The 21194-nt window shown below is 27.5% G+C and carries 23 protein-coding genes and 1 riboswitch; of the genes, 1 reads left to right on the top strand and 22 read right to left on the bottom strand.

Going from position 1 to position 21194, the window contains the following annotated elements; genetic code table 11:
• Positions 1 to 144: 144 nt before the first annotated feature.
• A riboswitch (PreQ1 riboswitch) is annotated at positions 145 to 188 on the bottom strand.
• Positions 189 to 584: 396 nt separating this feature from the next.
• Positions 585 to 1436 carry a 4Fe-4S binding protein gene (locus BN1711_RS07975; protein ID WP_050607631.1) on the top strand — a complete coding sequence of 284 codons (852 nt, stop codon included), beginning with the start codon at positions 585 to 587 and terminating at the stop codon, positions 1434 to 1436.
• Positions 1437 to 1490: 54 nt separating this feature from the next.
• Here the strand turns inward: BN1711_RS07975 and asnA are convergent, their stop codons facing one another.
• The 22 genes from asnA to BN1711_RS08080 form a co-directional block, all read right to left on the bottom strand.
• A complete protein-coding gene (asnA, locus tag BN1711_RS07980) occupies positions 1491 to 2513 on the bottom strand; it encodes an aspartate--ammonia ligase (protein WP_050607632.1) in 1023 nt (340 codons plus the stop codon).
• A gap of 462 nt (positions 2514 to 2975) precedes the next feature.
• The gene (locus tag BN1711_RS07985; RefSeq protein ID WP_050607633.1) at positions 2976 to 5156 is read right to left on the bottom strand and encodes a type IA DNA topoisomerase; all 2181 of its coding nucleotides are present in this window, start codon (positions 5154 to 5156) and stop codon (positions 2976 to 2978) included.
• 200 nt (positions 5157 to 5356) lie between these two features.
• Positions 5357 to 5515 carry a hypothetical protein gene (locus BN1711_RS12425; protein WP_129582147.1) on the bottom strand — a complete coding sequence of 53 codons (159 nt, stop codon included), beginning with the start codon at positions 5513 to 5515 and terminating at the stop codon, positions 5357 to 5359.
• Between the two features lie 174 nt (positions 5516 to 5689).
• On the bottom strand, positions 5690 to 6256 hold the full coding sequence (locus BN1711_RS07990; RefSeq protein ID WP_050607634.1) for a hypothetical protein: 567 nt from the start codon (positions 6254 to 6256) through the stop codon (positions 5690 to 5692).
• Between the two features lie 27 nt (positions 6257 to 6283).
• Entirely contained in the window at positions 6284 to 7426 is a 1143-nt protein-coding gene (locus tag BN1711_RS07995) for a THUMP domain-containing class I SAM-dependent RNA methyltransferase (RefSeq protein ID WP_050607635.1), read from the bottom strand.
• Between the two features lie 180 nt (positions 7427 to 7606).
• The gene (locus BN1711_RS08000; protein WP_050607636.1) at positions 7607 to 8368 is read right to left on the bottom strand and encodes an exodeoxyribonuclease III; all 762 of its coding nucleotides are present in this window, start codon (positions 8366 to 8368) and stop codon (positions 7607 to 7609) included.
• Between the two features lie 197 nt (positions 8369 to 8565).
• The gene (gene uraA / locus BN1711_RS08005) at positions 8566 to 9906 is read right to left on the bottom strand and encodes a uracil permease (protein WP_050607637.1); all 1341 of its coding nucleotides are present in this window, start codon (positions 9904 to 9906) and stop codon (positions 8566 to 8568) included.
• Between the two features lie 55 nt (positions 9907 to 9961).
• A complete protein-coding gene (gene pyrR / locus BN1711_RS08010; protein WP_050607638.1) occupies positions 9962 to 10498 on the bottom strand; it encodes a bifunctional pyr operon transcriptional regulator/uracil phosphoribosyltransferase PyrR in 537 nt (178 codons plus the stop codon).
• 374 nt (positions 10499 to 10872) lie between these two features.
• On the bottom strand, positions 10873 to 11790 hold the full coding sequence (locus BN1711_RS08015; RefSeq protein WP_050607639.1) for an RluA family pseudouridine synthase: 918 nt from the start codon (positions 11788 to 11790) through the stop codon (positions 10873 to 10875).
• A gap of 3 nt (positions 11791 to 11793) precedes the next feature.
• A complete protein-coding gene (lspA, locus tag BN1711_RS08020) occupies positions 11794 to 12237 on the bottom strand; it encodes a signal peptidase II (protein ID WP_050607640.1) in 444 nt (147 codons plus the stop codon).
• Between the two features lie 27 nt (positions 12238 to 12264).
• On the bottom strand, positions 12265 to 12876 hold the full coding sequence (locus BN1711_RS08025) for a TraR/DksA C4-type zinc finger protein (RefSeq protein ID WP_050607641.1): 612 nt from the start codon (positions 12874 to 12876) through the stop codon (positions 12265 to 12267).
• 139 nt (positions 12877 to 13015) lie between these two features.
• Complete coding sequence (aroA, locus tag BN1711_RS08030; protein ID WP_050607642.1) at positions 13016 to 14311, bottom strand: 3-phosphoshikimate 1-carboxyvinyltransferase; 1296 nt, start codon at positions 14309 to 14311, stop codon at positions 13016 to 13018.
• Positions 14312 to 14331: 20 nt separating this feature from the next.
• Positions 14332 to 15141, bottom strand: a complete 810-nt coding sequence (gene aroF, locus BN1711_RS08035) for a 3-deoxy-7-phosphoheptulonate synthase (RefSeq protein ID WP_050607643.1) — start codon at positions 15139 to 15141, stop codon at positions 14332 to 14334.
• Positions 15142 to 15175: 34 nt separating this feature from the next.
• Entirely contained in the window at positions 15176 to 15868 is a 693-nt protein-coding gene (locus BN1711_RS08040; RefSeq protein ID WP_050607644.1) for a 5'-methylthioadenosine/adenosylhomocysteine nucleosidase, read from the bottom strand.
• Between the two features lie 2 nt (positions 15869 to 15870).
• The gene (aroB, locus tag BN1711_RS08045) at positions 15871 to 16959 is read right to left on the bottom strand and encodes a 3-dehydroquinate synthase (protein WP_050608469.1); all 1089 of its coding nucleotides are present in this window, start codon (positions 16957 to 16959) and stop codon (positions 15871 to 15873) included.
• 129 nt (positions 16960 to 17088) lie between these two features.
• Positions 17089 to 17724, bottom strand: a complete 636-nt coding sequence (locus tag BN1711_RS08050) for a DivIVA domain-containing protein (protein WP_050607645.1) — start codon at positions 17722 to 17724, stop codon at positions 17089 to 17091.
• A 17-nt stretch (positions 17725 to 17741) separates the two neighbouring features.
• Positions 17742 to 18509 carry a YlmH family RNA-binding protein gene (locus BN1711_RS08055; protein ID WP_050607646.1) on the bottom strand — a complete coding sequence of 256 codons (768 nt, stop codon included), beginning with the start codon at positions 18507 to 18509 and terminating at the stop codon, positions 17742 to 17744.
• Complete coding sequence (locus BN1711_RS08060; protein WP_050607647.1) at positions 18510 to 18785, bottom strand: YggT family protein; 276 nt, start codon at positions 18783 to 18785, stop codon at positions 18510 to 18512.
• 14 nt (positions 18786 to 18799) lie between these two features.
• Positions 18800 to 19261: a cell division protein SepF gene (locus tag BN1711_RS08065; protein WP_050607648.1), complete on the bottom strand. Its 462-nt coding sequence runs from the start codon at positions 19259 to 19261 to the stop codon at positions 18800 to 18802.
• A gap of 13 nt (positions 19262 to 19274) precedes the next feature.
• Entirely contained in the window at positions 19275 to 19943 is a 669-nt protein-coding gene (locus tag BN1711_RS08070; protein ID WP_050607649.1) for a YggS family pyridoxal phosphate-dependent enzyme, read from the bottom strand.
• Positions 19944 to 20073: 130 nt separating this feature from the next.
• A complete protein-coding gene (locus tag BN1711_RS08075) occupies positions 20074 to 20805 on the bottom strand; it encodes a DUF881 domain-containing protein (RefSeq protein ID WP_050607650.1) in 732 nt (243 codons plus the stop codon).
• 20 nt (positions 20806 to 20825) lie between these two features.
• Positions 20826 to 21170, bottom strand: coding sequence for a small basic family protein (locus BN1711_RS08080; protein ID WP_050607651.1), 345 nt, complete (start codon positions 21168 to 21170; stop codon positions 20826 to 20828).
• Positions 21171 to 21194: the final 24 nt, after the last annotated feature.

Here is a 21194-nt window from a genome sequence, read left to right on the forward strand (position 1 = left end):
TCCTTATAAACAAATACCTTAATCAAAATAACTTTTTCCATATTCCTTATCTCCTTTATTATTATATTGGAGAACACTATGTACAGCTTTTAATTTATAAACAAAAAAAGCCGTACCTAAGGATACAGCTATAGTAAGCTAAATAAATCCTTGGTTTTTTATCCTGGGAGTTCTCGAACCAGTCCTATTAGATATAAAAATTTATGACTAATAGATTTATGGATTTACTATAGTTATTACTTTTTAAGTATATCATAATAAATTTATCTTTTAAATATATATAATCTAGATTGTTTTTAATATATTTAGATTAATTTATAGCTAATTTTGTATTATAAAATTAGCCTTATAAATATTATATTTTTATTTATATAACTAAATACTTATGGTTAATATAATTAAATAACTATTTTATTATTCTCTTTATTTATTATAGAATTAAGAATATAAGTAATATTCTCTTTATTTCGACCTATTTAGTTATTATAAACATACTTTAAATAAACATATAATGAAAGGCAGGTGAAGATTAGCTTAATTGTATAAAAATAATTAATTTTAAAGCATTTAAGCTAACTGATTTTATGATAAAAGCAGAAGACATTACAAAACTAAAAGGTGAAGGTTTCTTAGCCCAAAAACATGAAGGTTTTTTTTCTGTAAGGGTATTAAGTAGAGCTGGAAACTTCACTTCTGAACAACTTATAAAATTATCTGAAATAGCAGATAATTATGGTAGAGGATATCTTGGAGTAACTACTAGATTAACTATAGAAATTCCTTGGATAAAATATGAAGATATACCTGCTGTAAAAAATGAGATTATATCCAATGGTATGTCTCATGGTGGGACCGGAAAAAAAGTTAGACCTTTAGTTTCTTGTAAAGGAACTGTCTGTCCTCATGGTTTATATGATACCCAAAAATTATGCTCTGAACTACATGATAAATATTTCGGATATGAACTGCCATCAAAATTTAAAATAACACTAGTAGGATGCCCAAACAATTGTGCAAAAGCTTCTATTAATGACATTGGTATAATGGGTCAAGCTTATGTAGAATTTAATGAAGAAAAGTGTAAATCTTGCGGTATATGTACTAAAACCTGTAGACAGAAAGCTGTAATTAAAAAAGATAATAAACTAATATACAATAAAGATTTATGTGTAAGTTGCGGAAAATGTGCTACTGTCTGTCCTTTTGAAGCTATGACTGTTAAAGAAAAAGGTTTAGCTGTATTCTTAGGTGGACGTTTTGGAAGAGAATATAGAATGGGTAATAGATTAAATAGATTATATAAAGAAGAAGAAATACCAAGCTTAGTAGAGAAAATTTTCCATGTGTATAGTGATATGGCAAACCCTGGAGAAAGACTTGCTAAAATGATTGAAAGAGTAGGCTTTGATAAGGTAGAAAACGCTATATGTGATTAAAAATTTAGGGACAATTCCTTAAAGGTGATTGTCCCCAAATCTTTTATAATATTATTATAATAAATGCATTTTTGCCTTTTCACAATCCTCTATCATTTTGTCTGGCCAAATGGATGCTTGTACTTCTCCTATATGAGCCTTTCTTAGGAAATACATACATATTCTTGATTGTCCAATTCCTCCTCCAATAGTATATGGTAATTTACCTTGTAGAAGTAACTTATGAAATTCTAAATCTTTTCTATCTTCACAACCTGATATTTTTAGTTGCTTTTCTAGCGCTTTTTTATCTACTCTAATTCCCATAGATGAAAGTTCAAAAGCTCTTTCAAGTATTGGGTTCCAAAATAATATATCTCCATTTAGAGTCCAGTCATCATAGTCTGGTGCTCTTCCATCATGTTTTTCTCCTGATTTTAATACGGACCCTATTTCCATCAAAAATACGGCACCTTTATCCTTTGTTATAGCATTTTCTCTTTCCTTAGAAGTTAAATTTGGATACATATCTTCAAGCTCTTGAGAAGTTATAAAATATATTTTTTCAGGTAATATTTCATTGAAAATTTCGTATTTTTCACAAATATATTTTTCTGTATCTTTAAATGCAGCATATATTTTATTAACAGTATCCTTTAAGGTCTCCTTATTTCTATCTTCAAATTTTATTACTTTTTCCCAATCCCATTGATCCACATATATGGAATGAAGGTTATCTAAATCCTCATCTCTTCTTATAGCATTCATATCTGTATATAAACCTTCTCCTACATTAAATCCATATCTATATAGAGCCATTCTTTTCCACTTAGCTAAAGAATGTACAATTTCTATCATCTCATCTTGTAAATCTTTCATATCAAAAGCTACAGGCCTTTCCACGCCATTTAAATTATCATTCATACCTGTCTTTTTTCTTACAAATAAAGGAGCTGATACTCTTGTAAGATTTAATTTTTCTGCTAAAGTCTTTTCAAAAAAATCTTTTACGCTTTTTATAGCAATTTCCGTATCCTTAAGTCCTAATAAAGATTCATAATCTTTAGGTACAATTAAATTATCTTTAAATTCTATCATATCATTCTCTCCTTAGTATATAGTAATTCTGTGATTTTTAAAACTGTATTTTCATAATTAATTAACAGAACCATTTATTAATTTAATAATCTTAAAATAAATATATCAAATTGCATTTTGTTTTTTACACCTATAAACAATTTATCAATTATTTATTATATTTTACTTGAATTCTATCATTAAGTCAACTTATTTTTTATTAAAATAATAAACATATCCAGGTTTTTATTATTAATTTATCAATAGATACATTCTTCCAATATTAAAAAACCTTTAAACTTATACTCATTCTAAAAAATTATTTTATTTATATATTAGATAATCTTTTTATAATATATTGATTTATAAAACATTTAATAAGTATAGAAAAACAGGGATGAAATTTACCCCTGTTGTTTATATGTGTAATAAAAAAATATTAAGAGGTTTTTAACTTCCCTCTTAATATTAGCAATGAAAATTTTAATTTATAAACTCCATTTTCCACTTTAGATATCCTGTTTTTTCATCCAACTCATATTTAAAGTAAGCACTAAAGGTATTTCCCTTTTTACTTTTTAAATTTCTAAACCCAACCTTTCCATTCTTTAAAAGAAGCCTAACCATTTCTTTTGATACTTTTTTTCCAAAGGAACTTATATATTTATCATCTTTCCAAATAGTATATTTGCAACCATTCTTCCAATTTACACATCCAAATCCCCTAGTTCCTTCTACCACTGAATTACCACATATAGGGCACTTCCCTATCTCTTCTACTCCTTCTGGCACTTCTACTTTAAATTTATGAAGCAAGGATGTATCATTTTTTATTTTATGTACTGCTTCCTTTGTAAAATTAGAAATAAGCTTTAGGAATTCTTCTTTCTCAAACTTTCCTTTTTCAATATCAGAAAGAGTTTTTTCTAACCTCCCTGTATATTCTAAATCTAAAAGTTCTTTTGCTGGAAACACCTCGATTATTGTTCTGCCAAGATCTGTACATATTAAACTTTTCCCCGTATTTTTTACATAACCTATGTCGTGAAGTTTTTTTATAGTTTCTGCTCTTGTTGCTGGAGTTCCTATACTAAATCCACTAAGTATAGCTTTCATCATTTCTTCTGTATTTTCTTCACTTTCTTCATCATTATCCTTTTTATTTTTAAAGTTCTTACCACAAGTTTCCATAAATCTAAGAAGTGTTTTCTCGGTATGATGTTTTGGTGGTTTCTTTGTAACTTTATTTACCTTACCATCTGTAACATCTAATAGTTCTTCTTTTTTTACAAGAGGTAGTATAGTATCTTTACTTTCTATTTTTTCAACAACTCTCCATCCTTCAACTAATTGAACCCTACCTTTACCTCTAAACTCGCCTTTAGCCTTTTCATGGCTAACCTTTATTGTTATTTTAGTTTCCTCAAATTCAGCAACAGGCATAAATTGCATTACAAATCTATTTTTAACAGCTTCATAAACTGCTCTTTCATCAGAAGTTAATTTAGAAGGTATCACATAGGTAGGGATTATAGCACTATGACTTTCTACCTTAGAATTATCAAAAACTCTTTTTGATTTGACAAACTTAATTTGTTTCTCATAAGGCAATCCAACTTTTATTTTTTCAAGTACATTCCTAGCCCTATCTACTATGCTTTCTTCTAAAGCTATACTTCCTGTTCTAGGATAAGTTATAAATTTCTTTTCATAAAGAGATTGAGCAACTTTTAAAACCTTATCTGAAGTCCACCCTTTATATTTGCTTGTAATATATCCTTGTAAATTAGAAAGGTTAAAAAGCGGTGATGGATATTCTCTTCTTTTCTCCACTTCCTTATTAACTATTTTTCCCTCTTTACCCTTTATAGCTTTCTTTATTTCATCTAAATATTCCTTACTCTCAAACTTTTCATTTTTTTCATAATACATGGTTTCAAACTCGATGTTATTTTTTGTCTTAAAATTTTCAATAAATTTATAATAACTTGTTTCTTTAAAATTTTCTATTTCTTTATCTCTATCATATATAATTTTAAGTGTTGGAAGTAATACTCTTCCTATATTTATTATTTGTCCATCTTCAAATCCATATCTTAAAGTTGCAACAGAAGTTAAATTTATACCAATAATCCAATCTGCAATTTGTCTTCCTATGCCTGCATCTTGAAGGGATTGCATTTCTGAATTCAGTTTTAATTTTTTCATACCCTTTTTTACTTCTACTTCTGTCCATTCATTTAGTAAAATCCTATATATAGGCTTTTTAACATTATAATAGTTAAAAAGCTCATCTGATATAACTTGACCTTCCCTATCATAGTCAGTTGCAGATATTATTGATTCAATATCCTCTCTTTCTATAAGTCTCTTTATTACATTTAATTGTTTGGCTGCTCCCTTATCTTCAATGTTTTTATTTCTATTATCTGGTTTGATTTTATATTTAAAGTCTTCAGGTATAAATGGAAATTTCTCCATTTTCCATCCTTTCATGCTTTCATCATAGTCTTTTGCATCATATAGTTGTAGAAGATGACCAAATGCCCAAGTAACTATATAACCATTTCCTTCTAAATAACCTTCCCTTTTATTTTTACAGCCTAAGGCCTGTGCAATATTTCTAGCTACAGAAGGTTTTTCCGCCAATATTAATCTACTCATAATCTCACCATCGCTAAAATTTATTTATAAAAACAAGGCTTAAGCCTTGCTTTTATTATTATACATCAATATATATATAATTTCATTTTGTTTTGATAAAAGAAACTGCTGAGTCTTAGTTTTATCATAAATTATACTTAAAAGGAGTGTATATAAAATTATACACCCCTTAAATTCATTATTTAATTATTATAAAATTCTTATCTATACCCTTTTTCTTCTGCTATTATTGCACTTTCATTTTTACCTGGTTCTTCTATTGTAGTATTTAACTTATTTTTAGCCCATTGATTTTGGGTTTTATGTCCATTTGCTAAATAGTTTTCTTTTGTCCATTCTCTTTTTTCTTTTGGTTTCATATTATTTTCACTCCTTAAATTTATAAGATTTATCATTAGTATTATATATATTTTCACTAGATAAAATACTGACAAAATTTTAAATTAAAGATAGAACTTTGACTTATGAAATAAATATAAAAAATACATTTATATTAAAAATTCACCTTTATAAAAAGGTGAATTTTTAATAATTTATAAGACTTTGATTATAAATTTATCGTTATCTAATTTTATGCTTTTGATTTTTAAAGGGTGTGCAATTTGGCTATCCATAAGAATTTCATTTCCCTCAACTGTTATATTTTTTATATTAGACTGTTTAATTCTATTTAAAATATAATCTTTAGGCATAGATATTTTTCCAACTTTAAGATTTTCCATAGAATAAGCTATTTTATCCCCTTTTACAGAAACATCACCTTGTGATGTTAGTAATAAGTCCATTCCTTTGTAATTAAAAGGTACTGTTATATTAACCTTATCATTAACACTTTTAAGTTTTAATGCTTTTATTCTTATGCCACCTACATTTTTCTGTTCTTGAAAATATACTTTTAACATTTCATTAACATCAGATACTGGAACAGTTACAACACCCTTTTTTAACTCTATATTCTTTAAGTTATCTAACATATCCGTATTTTTAATAGATACATCTGGAGTATAATCTTTTCCTGCTGTAAGCTTATTAAAAAATATAGTTCCTGCAACTCCAAGAGCCACAATTATAATTAATAAAACTTTTATAAATTTTTTCACAATATTCAACTCCCCATCCATATTAATTTATTTTTCATAATATTTTTTTGGAGGTTCCATTCCAAAATATTGATAGTAATAACATTTTAGTCTTCCATTATATAACTTTCTATTTTTGTCGGATTTTCTCCCAAAAAATTTCTCAAAATCTTCATAAGAAGTTAATGCAAAATAAGACCAATCAGTTAAGTTTGAATAAACTTCTCCCATATTTTTATATAATTTTTCTACCTCTTTAGAATTACTCAATCTTTCTCCATAAGGTGGATTAGTTATTATAAATCCATACTTCTTTTTAGACCTGAATTCTTCCATAGGCATTTTCTGAAAAGCAATATATTCATCTACTCCTGCCTTTTCAGCATTACTTCTAGCTGTTTGTAGTATTCTCCCATTAATATCAGAACCTAATAATCTGAATTCATCTTTATTTATACAGTTTCTAGCATGTTTTCTTACTTCCTCCCACATATTTAAAGGTATTATATCCCATTGTTCTGCTGCAAAACTTCTATTTAAGCCTGGTGCTATATTTTTACCTATTAAAGCTGCTTCTATAAGAATTGTTCCAGAGCCGCACATAGGATCTGCCAAAATTCTAGTATTATCCCATTTACTTAAAAGAACTAAAGCCGCAGCTAAAGTTTCTTTAAGTGGTGCTTCTCCAGCCTTTTCTCTATAGCCTCTTTTATGTAGACCAGCTCCTGATGTATCCAAAGTTAACGTTACTATATCCTTTAAAATCCCTACCTCTATTTTATACTCTGGACCATCCTCAGCAAACCATGTCATGCTATATTCTCTTTTCATAGCCTCAATGACAGCTTTTTTTACTATAGATTGACAATCTGGTACACTGAACAGTTTAGATTTAACGGATTTTCCCGTAACATGCATAAATCCATCTTCTGATATATACTTTCCCCACTCGACTTCTAGTGTTCCTTGAAAAAGTTCTTCAAAACTTTCTGCTTTAAATTCTGCCATTTTAATTAAAACCCTATCAGCAGTTCTAAGCCACATATTACAAGTAACTATATCCCTCTCGTCTCCAACAAACGTAACTTTTCCATTCTCTATTTTTAAATCGTCATAACCTAATTCTTTTAATTCATCAGCTACTACCTTTTCTAGTCCAAAAGTTGCTGTAGCAATTAATGTATATTCCATGCTTTCATCTCCTATTTTTATATTACTATAAACTCAGCTTTTTATATAATATCATATTTTTTATAATCTTGTTAAAAAATATTTACTAAAACCTAAAATAAAAACAATTCTCTTTTAATAAAAATACATAGTTTAGTCTATATAACTACTAGTCTATATAAATTTTAAATTAATTTATAATTATTGTAATTCTAACATTATAGGGCAATGATCTGAACCATATACTTCATTTAATATTTCTGTTTTCTTAATTTTATTTAAAAAATTATTTGAAATAAAATGATAATCAATTCTCCATCCAGCATTTCTTTCCCTAGCTTTAAACCTATAACTCCACCATGAGTATTTAATTTCATCTGGATGAGTATACCTAAATGTATCTACATATCCTAGTTTTATTATGTTATCTATCCAGTCTCTTTCAATTCTTAAAAAACCTGAAGTATTTTCATTAGCTTTAGGATTTTTAAGGTCTATTTCATTATGTGCTATATTATAATCTCCACATATAATTAATTTTTTACCTTCAGTAACCAATGTATTACAATAGTCAAATAGGGCCTTATAAAAGTCTAATTTATACTGCAATCTTTCTTCATTTTTTTGACCATTAGGAAAATATATATTAAATAAAATAAACTCTTTAAATTCTGTTATAAGTATTCTTCCTTCTGAATCAAACTTTTCTATTCCTATACCATGATGCACAGTAATTGGTTTTTCTTTTGTATAAGTTGCCACCCCACTATACCCTTTTTTTTCTGCAAAGCTAAAATAAGAGTAATAACCATTAATATTTTTTAAATTTTCTTCTAATTGATGATTTTGTATTTTAGTTTCTTGTATACACAATACATCTGGTTTTTCTTCTTCTATCCAACTAAAAAAATTCTTTTTAGCTACAGCTCTTAATCCATTTACATTCCATGAATAAATTCTCATAATATCACCTCTATCAATTAATATTACAATATAATTATATCATTTATTTTGTTAAGACACTCCAGATTATTTCATTAACCATTTCAATAAATACACAAAATCAAATTAAAAACTATTTTTATAGCTTTTAAAAAAGAACAGTTCACACTAAGATTTTTTATTTGTAAAGTCTTAGTATAAACTGTATCTTAAATAACTTATAAAGCCGTTTCTATAATTTCATCTAACTCATCAGTATTTTCACCTTCGTCGCTTTTATCTCCCTCAGTCTTGCTTTGTTCTGGTAGAACTAAATTTAAGATTATTCCTACTAATGTAGCCAAAGCTACCCCTGCTATCTCCACTTCTGAACCTGCAAGCTTGAACTTTATAGCCGCTCCTCCAATTCCTAAAACTATAATTACAGAAGATATAATTAAATTTCTCTTTTTACTAAAATCTACCTTATCTTCTACAAACACTCTGAATCCTGAAGACGCTATAATACCAAATAAAAGTATACTTACTCCACCCATAACCGGCATTGGTATAGTTTCTATTATTGTTGCTACTGGTCCTATAAAGGAAAGTATTATAGCAATAACAGCTGCTCCTAAAATTACCCATACACTATAAACCCTTGTTATAGCCATAACTCCTACATTTTCTCCATAAGTTGTGTTTGGAGGGCCACCTGCAAAACCTGCAAATATAGTTGCAACACCATCTCCTAATATAGATCTGTGAAGTCCTGGGTCTTTAGTAAAATCTTTTCCTACTACATTATTTGTTACATATACATGTCCTATATGTTCCGCTAGCGTTACAAAAGCTACTGGAGCCATAAGCATTATAGCATTTATATTAAAAGTTGGAGCCATGAAAGGTGGCAATTGAAACAGTTTTGCATTAGCTATTTTAGTTAAACTTTCTTGGGAAACTACTCCTAAACATAAAGCTGATGCATATCCAACTATCATAGCTATAAGTATTGGTATAACTCCTAAAAATCCTTTAAAATACATAGTTCCAATTACAGCTGTTCCAAGAGTAATGATAGAAACTGCTATCCACGCCCATCTCGGTACGCTCTTCATGGAATCTACCATGAAATTTGAATTAAGTCCTGCCCAGTTTATAGCAACTCCAGCTAAGCCAAGTCCTATTACTATTACAACAGATCCTACTACTACTGGAGGTAAGATCTTATTTAACCAATCTGTTCCTGTAAAACTTATTATACCAGCTACTATAACATAAACTAAACCTGCTGCTATAATGCCTGATAACATGGAACTTGGTCCATAAGCTGCTGAAGCTACTGTCATAGGACCTATAAATGCAAAAGAGGATCCAAGATATGCTGGAAGTTTTGCTTTAGTACAAAGGGCATACAAAAGTGTGCCCACACCACTACAAAATAATGCTATTGATGGACTCATACCTGTAAGCATTGGTACCAAAATAGTAGCTCCCACCATGGCAAATAAGTGTTGAAAACTTAAAGGTATTGTTTTTAAAATAGGTAATCTTTCATCTACATCTACATAATTTTTCATAATAATTCCTCCTTTTATAGTCTCACGGGACTATTTTAAAAGATCTTTTAAAATCTTATTTTTTAAATATTTTAATTGAGTCTTCTTTATCAATTTCTTCAAATTCTACAGACACAAGTTCACTTCTAGAAGTAGGTATATTTTTCCCTACATAATCTGGTCTTATAGGAAGTTCTCTATGTCCCCTATCTACTAGCACAGCTAATTGAATACTTGAAGGTCTTCCATGATGAATTATAGCATCTAAAGCAGCTCTTACAGTTCTTCCTGTGTAAATTACATCATCTACTAAAATTATTTTTTTACCTGTAATGTCCATATCAAGGTCTAAGCTTTTTAAAACTGGTTGATCTGTTATAGCTGATAAATCATCTCTATATAAAGTTATATCTAAAGATCCTACTGGAACTTTTTGTTCTTCTATATTTTCAATAGCCTTAGCTATTCTCTCCGCTAAGGGATATCCTCTTCTTTTTATTCCCACAAGCACTACATCTTCTATACCTTTATTTTTTTCTATTATTTCATGCGCAATTCTTGTAAAAGTTCTCTTTATGCCCTTAGCATCCAATATAACTGCTTTAAGTTCCACCTAAATTCCTCCTTCTTAACACTAAAAAACGTCTTTATCCGTAAAGACAAAGACGTTACTATTTTCTAACTTATACAATATTTATTAACGCCTTATGACCTCACAGGATCATTTTAAAGGTACTTTATTTTAATATATTATAAAACAAATAGAAACTAAAATCAACATTATTTTTATATATTAATTAATAAACTTCTATAATTCTTATCAAATTAAGCTTTTTTAAATTTTAAAACTAATATATTATAAAACTTAATTTAAATTTATTTCTTCTTTTGTTCTTTAATTAATTTATCTTTTGTTTTTTAATAATTTTATCCTTTGTTTTTCAATACACTAATTTATCTTTCGTTTTTTCATACTTATATAATATATTATTTTAATTCATTTTCTAAAACATTAACTACATTACTAAAATAATCAGGTAAATTACTACTAAATTCTATATATTCTTTAGTAGAAGGATGAACAAATCCTAAAGTTTTTGCGTGAAGCATTTGTCCTTTTAAATTAAATCTTTGTTTTTTATAACCATATACCGGATCTCCCACTAAGGGATGCAATATATGGGCCATATGAACTCTTATTTGATGAGTTCTTCCAGTTTCTAACTTGCACTTTATAAGAGTATTATTTTTAAATCTTTTTATAACTTCATAATGAGTTACTGCATGCTTTCCTCCATTTACTACTGCCATTTTTATTCTTTCTACAGGGTGTCTTCCTATTGGTGCATCGACAATTCCCGACTCATTTTTTATTATTCCCTCAACTAATGCTATATATACTCTATTTATAGAGTGCTCCTTAAATTGTTCTGCTAAATTATTATGAGATTTATCGTTTTTAGCCACTATTAATATTCCCGAAGTATCCTTATCAATTCTATGAACTATACCGGGTCTTGTTACTCCATTTATGCCAGATAAATCTTTGCAATGATATAAAAGGGCATTAACTAAAGTACCTGAATATAATCCTGATGCTGGATGCACTACCATCCCTTGGGCCTTATTTACAAGTATAACATCCTTATCTTCATAGACTATATCTAAATGTATATCTTCAGGTTGTATTTGTAATGATTTAGGCTCTGGTATATTTACCTCTACCTCATCTTTTTCTCTCAGTTTATAATTATTTTTTTTAACTTTACCATTGACTAAAACATTTTTATCGTTTATTATTTTTTGAATATAAGATCGTGATTTTTCTTCATATGTATGAGACAAATACACATCTAATCTTTCTTTTTCAAATTCTTTATCTATTATAAAAATATCTTTTTCCATAAACTAATCTTCCTTTATTAGATATATTGCCAATAATGTTGTTCCAACTACCACTAACATGTCTGCCACATTAAAAGTAGGGTAATAATAAATATCCTTATAATGCAACAATATAAAATCAACTACAAAATTATAAAATACTCTATCTATAAGATTACCTATGGCACCACTTATAATTAGTGCAAGTGAAATTCTAAGAACCTTAGATTTTGGCTTGTACTTTATTAGAAAATATAATATACCCAAAATCACTATTAAAGTTATTATTACTAAAAAAATTATTTTATTTTGTAGTATTCCAAAAGCTGCTCCCCTATTTTCTAGATAAGAAAAACTAAAAAAATCTTTTATTACAACTATTTCTTCTCCTGAGTACAATTTATTCAATGCCCATATCTTAGTTACTCTATCTAAAATAACTCCAAAAATAAAAATTAAAAATTCCAAAGAACCCCCCTGCCTTCCTAAAACATTTTAATCTGGTAATTGATTTTTATAATAATTATTACTTATTCTTTCTACCGGTTCTACATAACCGTCATCCGAATCTTCATAATAATATTCATCTATATTTTCAAGTCTATTGAAAAGCTCTACATCTTGATAACTATCCTCTGCATCAAATTCTACTTTATTTGTGTTATCATTAAATCCATAACCAAAAGGATATCCTAATACCTTCTCCTCAATTGGTCTATTATAACGTTCTTCTTGTTTTCTACTGCTTAATTCATTTTGACATTCAATACAATATTTAGCATAAGGCACAATTTCCAATCTATGTTCTGAAATGTCCTTTCCACATCTTCTACATGTACCATATTCTCCACGGTTTATATCCTCAATGGACTCTTCTATTTGTTTTAATAAGGAAATTTCATTTCCTTTAAGAGTTAATCCCTTTTCTTTATCAAAAAGTTCCGTAGCCGTATCTGATGGATGATTATCATATTGAGAAAGTTCTCTACTCATAGCTGAATTAGAGTCTATAGTTTCGTTTTCTTCCATTTCTTCAAGCAAGTTATACACATTATTTTTTTCTGATATAAGTTTATTTTTAAAATGGTGTAATTTATTACTATTCATTATAAACTCCTTTCACTGTACATAGAATTTTTTTTCTTAATCATATTTTAACTATATTTTTTTTATTTATTCTATACTAAGTAAAAAGAAGTTTTTAGTTTTAAAATTTAACACTTACCTAAAATTTAATATATAAACATCAATTTAATTTTTCATATTCTATAGGAAAATAATCTAAAACATTCTTAAAAGATATTTCTGTGCAATTAAAATTTTCAATAATAGTATTTTCTTTATTTTTTAATGATAAAACTAAAAAAGCTAATGCTATTCTATGGTCATTAAATGTTTTTATCTTTATTGTTTTATTTATATAATTTTTATTACCTTCTATAATCAAGCTTGAATTTTCATATTTACAATTTACATCGCATGCTTTTAAATTATCAAGTATTGCAGCTATTCTATCACATTCTTTATACTTTAATTCATCTACAGATTCAAAGGTAGTAATACCTTCACTAAAACTTGCAACTACTGATAATACTGGTATTTCATCTATTATATTAGGTATTATATCCTTGTCTACTTTGATAGCTTTTAAATTACTACTTTTAACATAGACATCTCCAATTTCTTCACCATTTAAAATATGTTTTATTTCTATTTTTATATTAGCACCCATAGATTTTAATACTTGTATAAATCCACATCTTTTTTCATTTAATAACACATTTTCTATTTTTATATTAGAGTCTTCATAAATTAAAGCTGCACAAATTAAAAAAGCTGCAGAAGATATGTCTCCAGGCACATATATATCTTTACTTTTAATCTTAGATTTTTCTATAGTAATGACATTTTCTTTCACATCTATAAAAGCACCTAGATATTTAAGCATTCTCTCAGTATGGTCTCTTGTAAATTGTTTTTCTATTATTTTAGTTTTACCTTTTGCCTTTAGTGAAGCTAATAAAATACAAGATTTTACTTGAGCTGATGGCACTTCCATTATATATTCTATAGCTTCTAATCCTTCATGCTCTAAAAATTCTAAAGGAATAAAGTTATTATTACTTTTTATTGAGGCTCCCATTTGGGTTAAAGGATTAATAATTCTTGCCATAGGTCTCTTTTTTAAAGAATCATCTCCAATAAATTTTGCCTTGATTGAAGCCCCTGATAAAACTCCAGATAAAAGCCTTACAGTAGTTCCTGAATTTCCTGCATCTAAAACTTTTGGATTTTTATTAAGATTGTCATATCCTGGTGATGTAACGCTAAGTATATCTCTATGTTTTTTTATCTTAATTCCTAATTTCTCCATACATTTTAATGTAGAATTACAATCTAAATTATTAGGGAAATTATATACTCTATAACTTCCCTTTGGTAATGCTCCTATTATAAGAGATCTATGTGCAATAGATTTATCTCCAGGCATTTTAAATATACCTTGTAAATTGTTTTTTATTGCCTTTACTAACAGATCCACTATTTAACTCCCCAATTCTTTTAATTTCCATCAAATATATTAGTTAATTTTTTTACTTTATGGATTATACTTCTCATCTCTTCTATGCTTACAGTTTGCCTTGCATCAGATACTGATTTGTCTGGCTCTATATGGCTTTCTATAATAAGACCATCTGCACCTGCTACAATAGACGCTAAAGCCATAGGTTTTACATACTCTCTAAAACCAGTAGCATGACTTGGATCTACTATAATAGGTAACCTATATTTATCTTTAATTACTGATACACTGTTTATATCTAAAGTATTTCTAGTATAGCTTTCAAAGGTTCTTATTCCTCTTTCACAAAGCACTACATTAGCATTTCCTTCACTTAATATGTACTCTGCTGCATACATCCACTCAGATAATGTAGCACTCATTCCTCTTTTTAAAAGCACAGGCTTTTTAGTTTTTCCTACTTCTTTTAAAAGAGTATAGTTATACATATTTCTTGAACCTATTTGTATCATATCTATATAGTCATAAGCTTTTTCTAAATCCCTAGCATCCATAATTTCACTAACTATAGGCATATTGAATTTATCTCCTACAGACTTTAAAATTTTAATTCCTTCAAATTGAAGTCCCTGAAAAGAATAAGGGGAAGTTCTAGGCTTAAAAGCCCCACCTCTTAATATATGTACTCCTGCATCCTTTAATCCTTCACCTATTTTCATCATAGTATCTTCATTTTCTATAGCACATGGCCCAGATATTATGACTTTTTCCTTATGTCCTATAACTACATCTTTTACTTTAACTTTTATATTATCTCCACTTTTTTTATCTACTAATAATTTTTCCATTAAATTAATCACCTACAAATTTTTTATGTTACCTCTAACAATTTAAAAGCATTCCTTTTAATATGTTTGAAGAATTTTTAATAGCAATATCCATAAATTTTTCATATTCCATATGTGCTCCAATGCTTGCATTATCTGATATAGAACGTATAACTACAAATGGTATACTATTAAGATAACAAACTTGTGCTATACTTCCGCCTTCCATTTCACAAGCTAAAGCTTTAAATTTACTATGAAGCCATTTAACTTTTTCTACATCACCTATAAATTGGTCTCCTGTAACTATTCTTCCTATTAAACATTTATAATCTGATGTATCTTCACATACCTTTTTAGCAACAGATACTAAATCTTCATCACATTTAAAATCAAAAGTATCTAATCTTGGTATTTGTCCTATGGGATCTCCAAAAGCTGATGTATCCATGTCATGTTGAATCAAGTTATCTGCTATAACTACATCTCCTGGAAGCACATTTTCATGAACTCCTCCAGCAATACCTACATTTATAATTCTATTCACCTTAAAATCATCTATAAGTATTTGAGCACATACTGCAGCATTAACTTTACCTATACCACATCTTACAGCAACTACTTCTTTATTCCAAAGCATTCCAAAACTAAATTTCATGTTAGCTTTTGTTTCTTGTTTTTCTATAGTCATTTCCTTTAATAATAATCCTAACTCTTCATCCATAGCTCCTATTATTCCAAATCTCATTACTAATTTTCCCCCTTACATATACTTTCTTCCATAGCTTCAATTATTTCTTTTTCATTAATTTCCACTTTAATTTTAAATTTTCCTATTTTCTCTAAAAGTACAAACATTATTTTATTTGTATTTTTTTTATCATGTTTTATAGCATACATAAAGCTTTTATAATTGTCAACTTTATACTTATATGGTAATCCAACTTTTTTATAAATATCTACTACTTTATTATACACATCTTTTGATAAATTTAACTTTTTTTCAGACAATTTTAAACTAACTAATATACCTAACGCTACTGCTTCTCCATGAAAGATTTCATAATTAGAACTTACTTCTATAGCATGACCTACAGTATGACCAAAATTCAAGGAATTTCTAATACCTAAATCATTAAAATCTTCCTTAACTATTTTAGCCTTTATAAATAGACATTCATGAACTATATGCAAAAGCTTATCTTGCTCTTTTTCCATTATATATTTAATATTATTTTGTATAAAATCAAATAAGTTATTGTCTTTTATTAACGCATATTTTATTACTTCCCCAAATCCTGCTAAAAATTCCTCTTTATTAAGGGTTTTTAAAAAATATGTACTTACATATACAAAAATAGGGTTATAAAAATTTCCTATTATATTTTTAATCCCTTTATAATTATAACCAGTTTTTCCTCCGATACAACTATCTACTTGAGATAGCAGTGTGGTAGGCACATTTATAAATCCTATACCTCTCATATAAGTAGATGCTACGAAACCTGCTATATCCCCTACAATTCCTCCACCTAAGGCTATTATTATACTAGATCTATTAGCCTCTTTCTTTATTAAAAAATCATATATATGGCTTATAGTATTAAAATTTTTATTTTTTTCCCCTGATTCTATCACATAAACAAAATATTTATTTTTATTTTTCAAGGTCTTTAATACTTTTTCATAGGCTTCATATACATTTTCATCTGTAATTATAAAGATACTATTACTATCTTTTATTTTATTTTCTAAAAGTATATTATGAAATTTATTAATATTATTATTTATGTAAACCCTGTAGTCAAACTTATCATTCTCTAAAATTATTTCTTTCATATTTTCACCTACTTTATTGGTTGCATAGTTAAAAATATTATAACATATACTACATACTATATACTCACAAAATAATAAATTCATTATTAAAGAAAAAAATTTTTCACCCTATAGGGTGAAAAAACAAAATTAATCTTCTTTTACATAAAAACTTTTTATTTCATTATCATTCTTGTTTAAAGGGGAAGTATCTATAGTTATATCTGAAACTTTAAATCCATCATCTTCTACAATATCTTGTCCCATATTTAATTCTATCTCTTTAGATTTTAAATCATCCTCGCTAATTTCACTACCCAAATTATAATTTTTAATAAAATCTCTTTCCATCTCGTCAAACATATCCATTTGTGTTTTCATGAAAGTTTTGTATCTATTTCTAAATTTATTAAATTCTTGTTTTGTACACTCAAACTCATCATTTATCTTCATTACGTCATTTTGAGCTTTTTCTATTATTCTTTTAGCTGAATCATTAGCATTTTTAATTATAAGTTCTGCTTCTTTTTGTGCAGATTCTTTTGCTTGTTCTGCTGCATTTTGTGCTAAAAGAAGCGTGTTTTGTATAGTATCTTCCATCTTATCATAGTGAGTTATTTTTTCCTCTAGATTAGTTATTTTTTCATTTAATGATGAATTCTCTTTATATAGATCCTCATAGTCCTCAGCTATTTTATCTAAAAATTCATCTACTTCATCACAATTATACCCTCTAAGAACTCTCTTAAATTCTTTATTGGTAATGTCCATTGATGTTATTTTCATATGAAATACACCTCAAATCATATAAATTTTTTAAAGGAAACTTTTATACGCCCTTTAGAAGTACATCCTATTTCTTCTCTCATCTTAAATTTTCCATAGCCTCTTATTATTATTGTAGAATTTTCTTCCATTTTTTTATCTTTTCTTATAACTTGCTCATAGTCTAACAAAACCTTTCCAGAATTTATTAAACTTAATGCTTTATTTCTTGAAATATTACAAAGTTCTGAAACTATAGCATCTAATCTATTAGAATTTATAATTATAATCTTTTCTTTAAAATTAAACTCAGGAATTTCCTGAGTATCATCTAACCTTTGTATTTTACAAGGCACTTTAGCTATATGACTTAAATTAATTTTTATGTACTCATAAAGATCTTCATAAATAGGTACATAGCACTCATTATTTTTCAGTATCAAATCTCCTATCTTTTCCCTTTTAATACCTAAAGAAGTTATAGCTCCTAAAAAATCTTTATGTTTTAATGTAGTAAATTTAGAGTTATAACTTATTTTTATCATTATAATTGGAAAATTATAATTACTGTATACATTAAAACCAATAATTCTTCTTTCACTTTCAGTAAATACACCATAAGTACTACAAGATACGCCAAATTGAGAAATAACCTTTTGTATATATTTCCATATATTGGGTGAGTAAAAATATTTAGTAAAAATCTCTTTACCCGTTTTTCTCGCTAAAAATAACTTATCATAAACCTCAGATAAACTATTTTTATTTTCTATATTTGCCCCTTTTAAAAATTCTTCTTTATTCATTTAATATAAAAATGTATATACAATTCTTCTTAAAATATCTATTAAAAGCAATGCAAATATAGGTGAAAAATCTATCATAAAATTAGGAAATATTCTATTTTGTAACTTTCTAAAAGGTTCCATAAAAGGTTTTGTAAAAGCACGTATAAAACTTATGAATCCGCTATACTTTCCATATGACATAGGTATCCATGATATAAATACGTCTATTAAAATAGCTACTTCTAATAACTTAAAAAGTAAATTAAAAGCTACCATTAAAAAATTTCTTAGCATAACTTCCTCCAAATTTATTTATTCCAATTAAATATTCCTTTACTAGATATTAGCTGACTTTTCAATTCGTTAGTTACTTCTACATTAGATGGAGCTAATATATAAACTGATTTTTCTACTTCTTCTAAGTTACCATTTAAGGCGTAACTAGCACCTCCCATAAAATCTAGTAATCTTTGTGCTATTTTTGTCTCTAATCCACTAGTATTTACAATTATTATTTTTCTATTTTTTAATTCGTCACAAATATCTGCAGCTTCTTCATAACTAGTTGGTTTTATTATTTTAATTTTAGCCGAAACTGCTGTATGAATACTTACTACCTTACCATTTCTCTTTGAACTAGATGATATTATGGGCTCTACCTCTTGCTGATTCATTTCTTCTAATTCTTCATCTACCTCTTCTAATTCTTCATCTAAATCATCTTCTAATCCTAAAATTCCTGCCATTTTATTTAATAACTTTCCTGACATAATGTTCTCCTCCTTATTTATCATAATTTCGTTTTCCAAAAATCCCTTGTCCAATTCTCACCATATTGGAGCCTTCTTCTATTGCTATCATATAGTCTCCTGTCATCCCCATAGAAAGATATTGCATTTGTATATTTTTAAAAGTTCTCCTTTTAAGTTGCTTAAAAATATTATTCATTTTTTTAAAATACTGCCTACACTGATCTTCACTACCTTTAGGAATAATAGTCATAAGCCCTTTAACTCTAACATTATCACAGTTTTCTACAGCTTTTATAACGTACTCTAATTCTTCTTCATTTATACCATATTTACTTTCTTCTTTTCCTATATTTATCTGTATTAGTGTATTAGCTACAATAGATTGTTTTTTATATCTACTTTCTATTTCATTTAGTAACCTTACACTATCTAAAGAATGTATCAGATGAACTTTTCCCACTATATACTTAACTTTATTTCTCTGAAGATGTCCTATAAGGTGCCATCTTATATCCTGCTTTTGTTTAAAATAATCGACTTTTTCTATTAATTCTTGAACCTTATTTTCACCAAAATCTCTAATACCTACTTCATATGCTTCTTCTATACACTCTATAGGTTTGGTTTTAGATACAGCTATAATAGATACATTGTTCGGTATCACACTTTGATATTTTACAATATTTCCCTTCACACTCAAAACTATCGTCTCCTTAATGTATTTTAACATTATGTCACAATAATCCATTTAATATAATATTCTTCATAACTTTAGAAATTCCTTCATTAAAAAATATATTTTAATTGTATTAAATTACAACAGAATATTGTTATTTTTTTACTTCCTTAATAAAATTTCTTTTAAATTCCCCACTATAAGAGGGAATATTTATATTATCGGCTTCTTCCAGCTTTACATATATCTTTCTTAAAATAAGGCTTTGTAAATAATTGTCGTTTCTTAACATATATTCCTTTAAAGAAGTTTTATTTCCTATAGCATTTACATAAAAAGGAGAAACTATCTTTACCCCATTAACACTTAAAAAAGGTCCATTACAATATACTTCTGATTTATTGGTTACTCTTTGCCCATTTATAGAAATAGCTTCCGCTCCCGCATTTCTTAAATCATTTATTACTTGTATCATATCACTATCATGTATAAGTCTTAATCTCTTCTCATAATAATTTCCTTCTTTTAAAATATCTCCTTGTGCATCTTTCAAGGTGATTTTTATTCCTTGTCCTTCCACCTCTACCGTTCCCATTTCCAGTTCATTTTCTAACATTTCCTTTTTTATTTCTTCCATTATTTTTTTTTCATTTTCATTGTCTTCTTTATATCCTTTAAGCTTATCTGAATATTTATTATATTGCTCCAACAAATTGGTTACTTGTGAATATAATTTAGTTTTTTCATTATAAGCTTCTTGATACTGTTTTGCACTTAAAAAAGGTCTAATATTAACTTTTTTAAGACTTATATTCATAGAGATAAGTATGCCTATGGCTATAGAAGCTATAAATATAAATGAGTTAGCTTCACTTTTATATTTCATTTATTTCACCTCATTGGTTACTAACTTTGATGATTCTTAGCTTTTTCCAATAATATTCTTCTTATCATTCCAAAGTTTTCAAATATTCTACCTCCAAATACTACTACAGCAGCTAAATATATAGGTACACCCATTTTATCGCCTAAATATGCAAGCCCTGCTGCAAGTACGGCATTTCCAAAAAATCCTGATATAAAAATATCTGCATGAAAATTTTTAGATAAAGAAGCTCTTAAAGCTCCAAATACTGAGTCTAAACAAGCTAAAATAGCTACTGACATATAAGGTGAAAACTTATCTGGAATATTTATATTCCAAACAGCTCCTACTATGATTCCTACAATAAGACCTATAAATCCTACCATTTAAAAACCTCCTGATATTCTATA

Origin of the sequence: Clostridium niameyense, assembly GCF_001243045.1 — a bacterium.
Taxonomy (GTDB): domain Bacteria; phylum Bacillota; class Clostridia; order Clostridiales; family Clostridiaceae; genus Clostridium_F; species Clostridium_F niameyense.

Bases quoted from the DNA above. Each gene is read 5' to 3' on its own strand.
- BN1711_RS08060 (WP_050607647.1), bottom strand. From the start codon at position 18,785: ATGCTAAGAAATTTTTTAATGGTAGCTTTTAATTTACTTTTTAAGTTA.
- BN1711_RS08040 (WP_050607644.1), bottom strand. From the start codon at position 15,868: ATGAGATTTGGAATAATAGGAGCTATGGATGAAGAGTTAGGATTATTA.
- BN1711_RS08065 (WP_050607648.1), bottom strand. From the start codon at position 19,261: ATGTCAGGAAAGTTATTAAATAAAATGGCAGGAATTTTAGGATTAGAA.
- aroF (WP_050607643.1), bottom strand. From the start codon at position 15,141: ATGGAAAAATTATTAGTAGATAAAAAAAGTGGAGATAATATAAAAGTT.
- BN1711_RS08015 (WP_050607639.1), bottom strand. From the start codon at position 11,790: ATGGAAAAAGATATTTTTATAATAGATAAAGAATTTGAAAAAGAAAGA.
- BN1711_RS08055 (WP_050607646.1), bottom strand. From the start codon at position 18,509: ATGAATAAAGAAGAATTTTTAAAAGGGGCAAATATAGAAAATAAAAAT.
- asnA (WP_050607632.1), bottom strand. From the start codon at position 2,513: ATGATAGAATTTAAAGATAATTTAATTGTACCTAAAGATTATGAATCT.
- aroB (WP_050608469.1), bottom strand. From the start codon at position 16,959: ATGAAAGAAATAATTTTAGAGAATGATAAGTTTGACTACAGGGTTTAC.
- BN1711_RS08080 (WP_050607651.1), bottom strand. From the start codon at position 21,170: ATGGTAGGATTTATAGGTCTTATTGTAGGAATCATAGTAGGAGCTGTT.
- BN1711_RS08025 (WP_050607641.1), bottom strand. From the start codon at position 12,876: ATGAATAGTAATAAATTACACCATTTTAAAAATAAACTTATATCAGAA.
- BN1711_RS08000 (WP_050607636.1), bottom strand. From the start codon at position 8,368: ATGAGAATTTATTCATGGAATGTAAATGGATTAAGAGCTGTAGCTAAA.
- BN1711_RS12425 (WP_129582147.1), bottom strand. From the start codon at position 5,515: ATGAAACCAAAAGAAAAAAGAGAATGGACAAAAGAAAACTATTTAGCA.
- BN1711_RS07985 (WP_050607633.1), bottom strand. From the start codon at position 5,156: ATGAGTAGATTAATATTGGCGGAAAAACCTTCTGTAGCTAGAAATATT.
- BN1711_RS08075 (WP_050607650.1), bottom strand. From the start codon at position 20,805: ATGAAATATAAAAGTGAAGCTAACTCATTTATATTTATAGCTTCTATA.
- BN1711_RS07975 (WP_050607631.1), top strand. From the start codon at position 585: ATGATAAAAGCAGAAGACATTACAAAACTAAAAGGTGAAGGTTTCTTA.
- BN1711_RS07995 (WP_050607635.1), bottom strand. From the start codon at position 7,426: ATGGAATATACATTAATTGCTACAGCAACTTTTGGACTAGAAAAGGTA.
- uraA (WP_050607637.1), bottom strand. From the start codon at position 9,906: ATGAAAAATTATGTAGATGTAGATGAAAGATTACCTATTTTAAAAACA.
- BN1711_RS08050 (WP_050607645.1), bottom strand. From the start codon at position 17,724: ATGAAAATAACATCAATGGACATTACCAATAAAGAATTTAAGAGAGTT.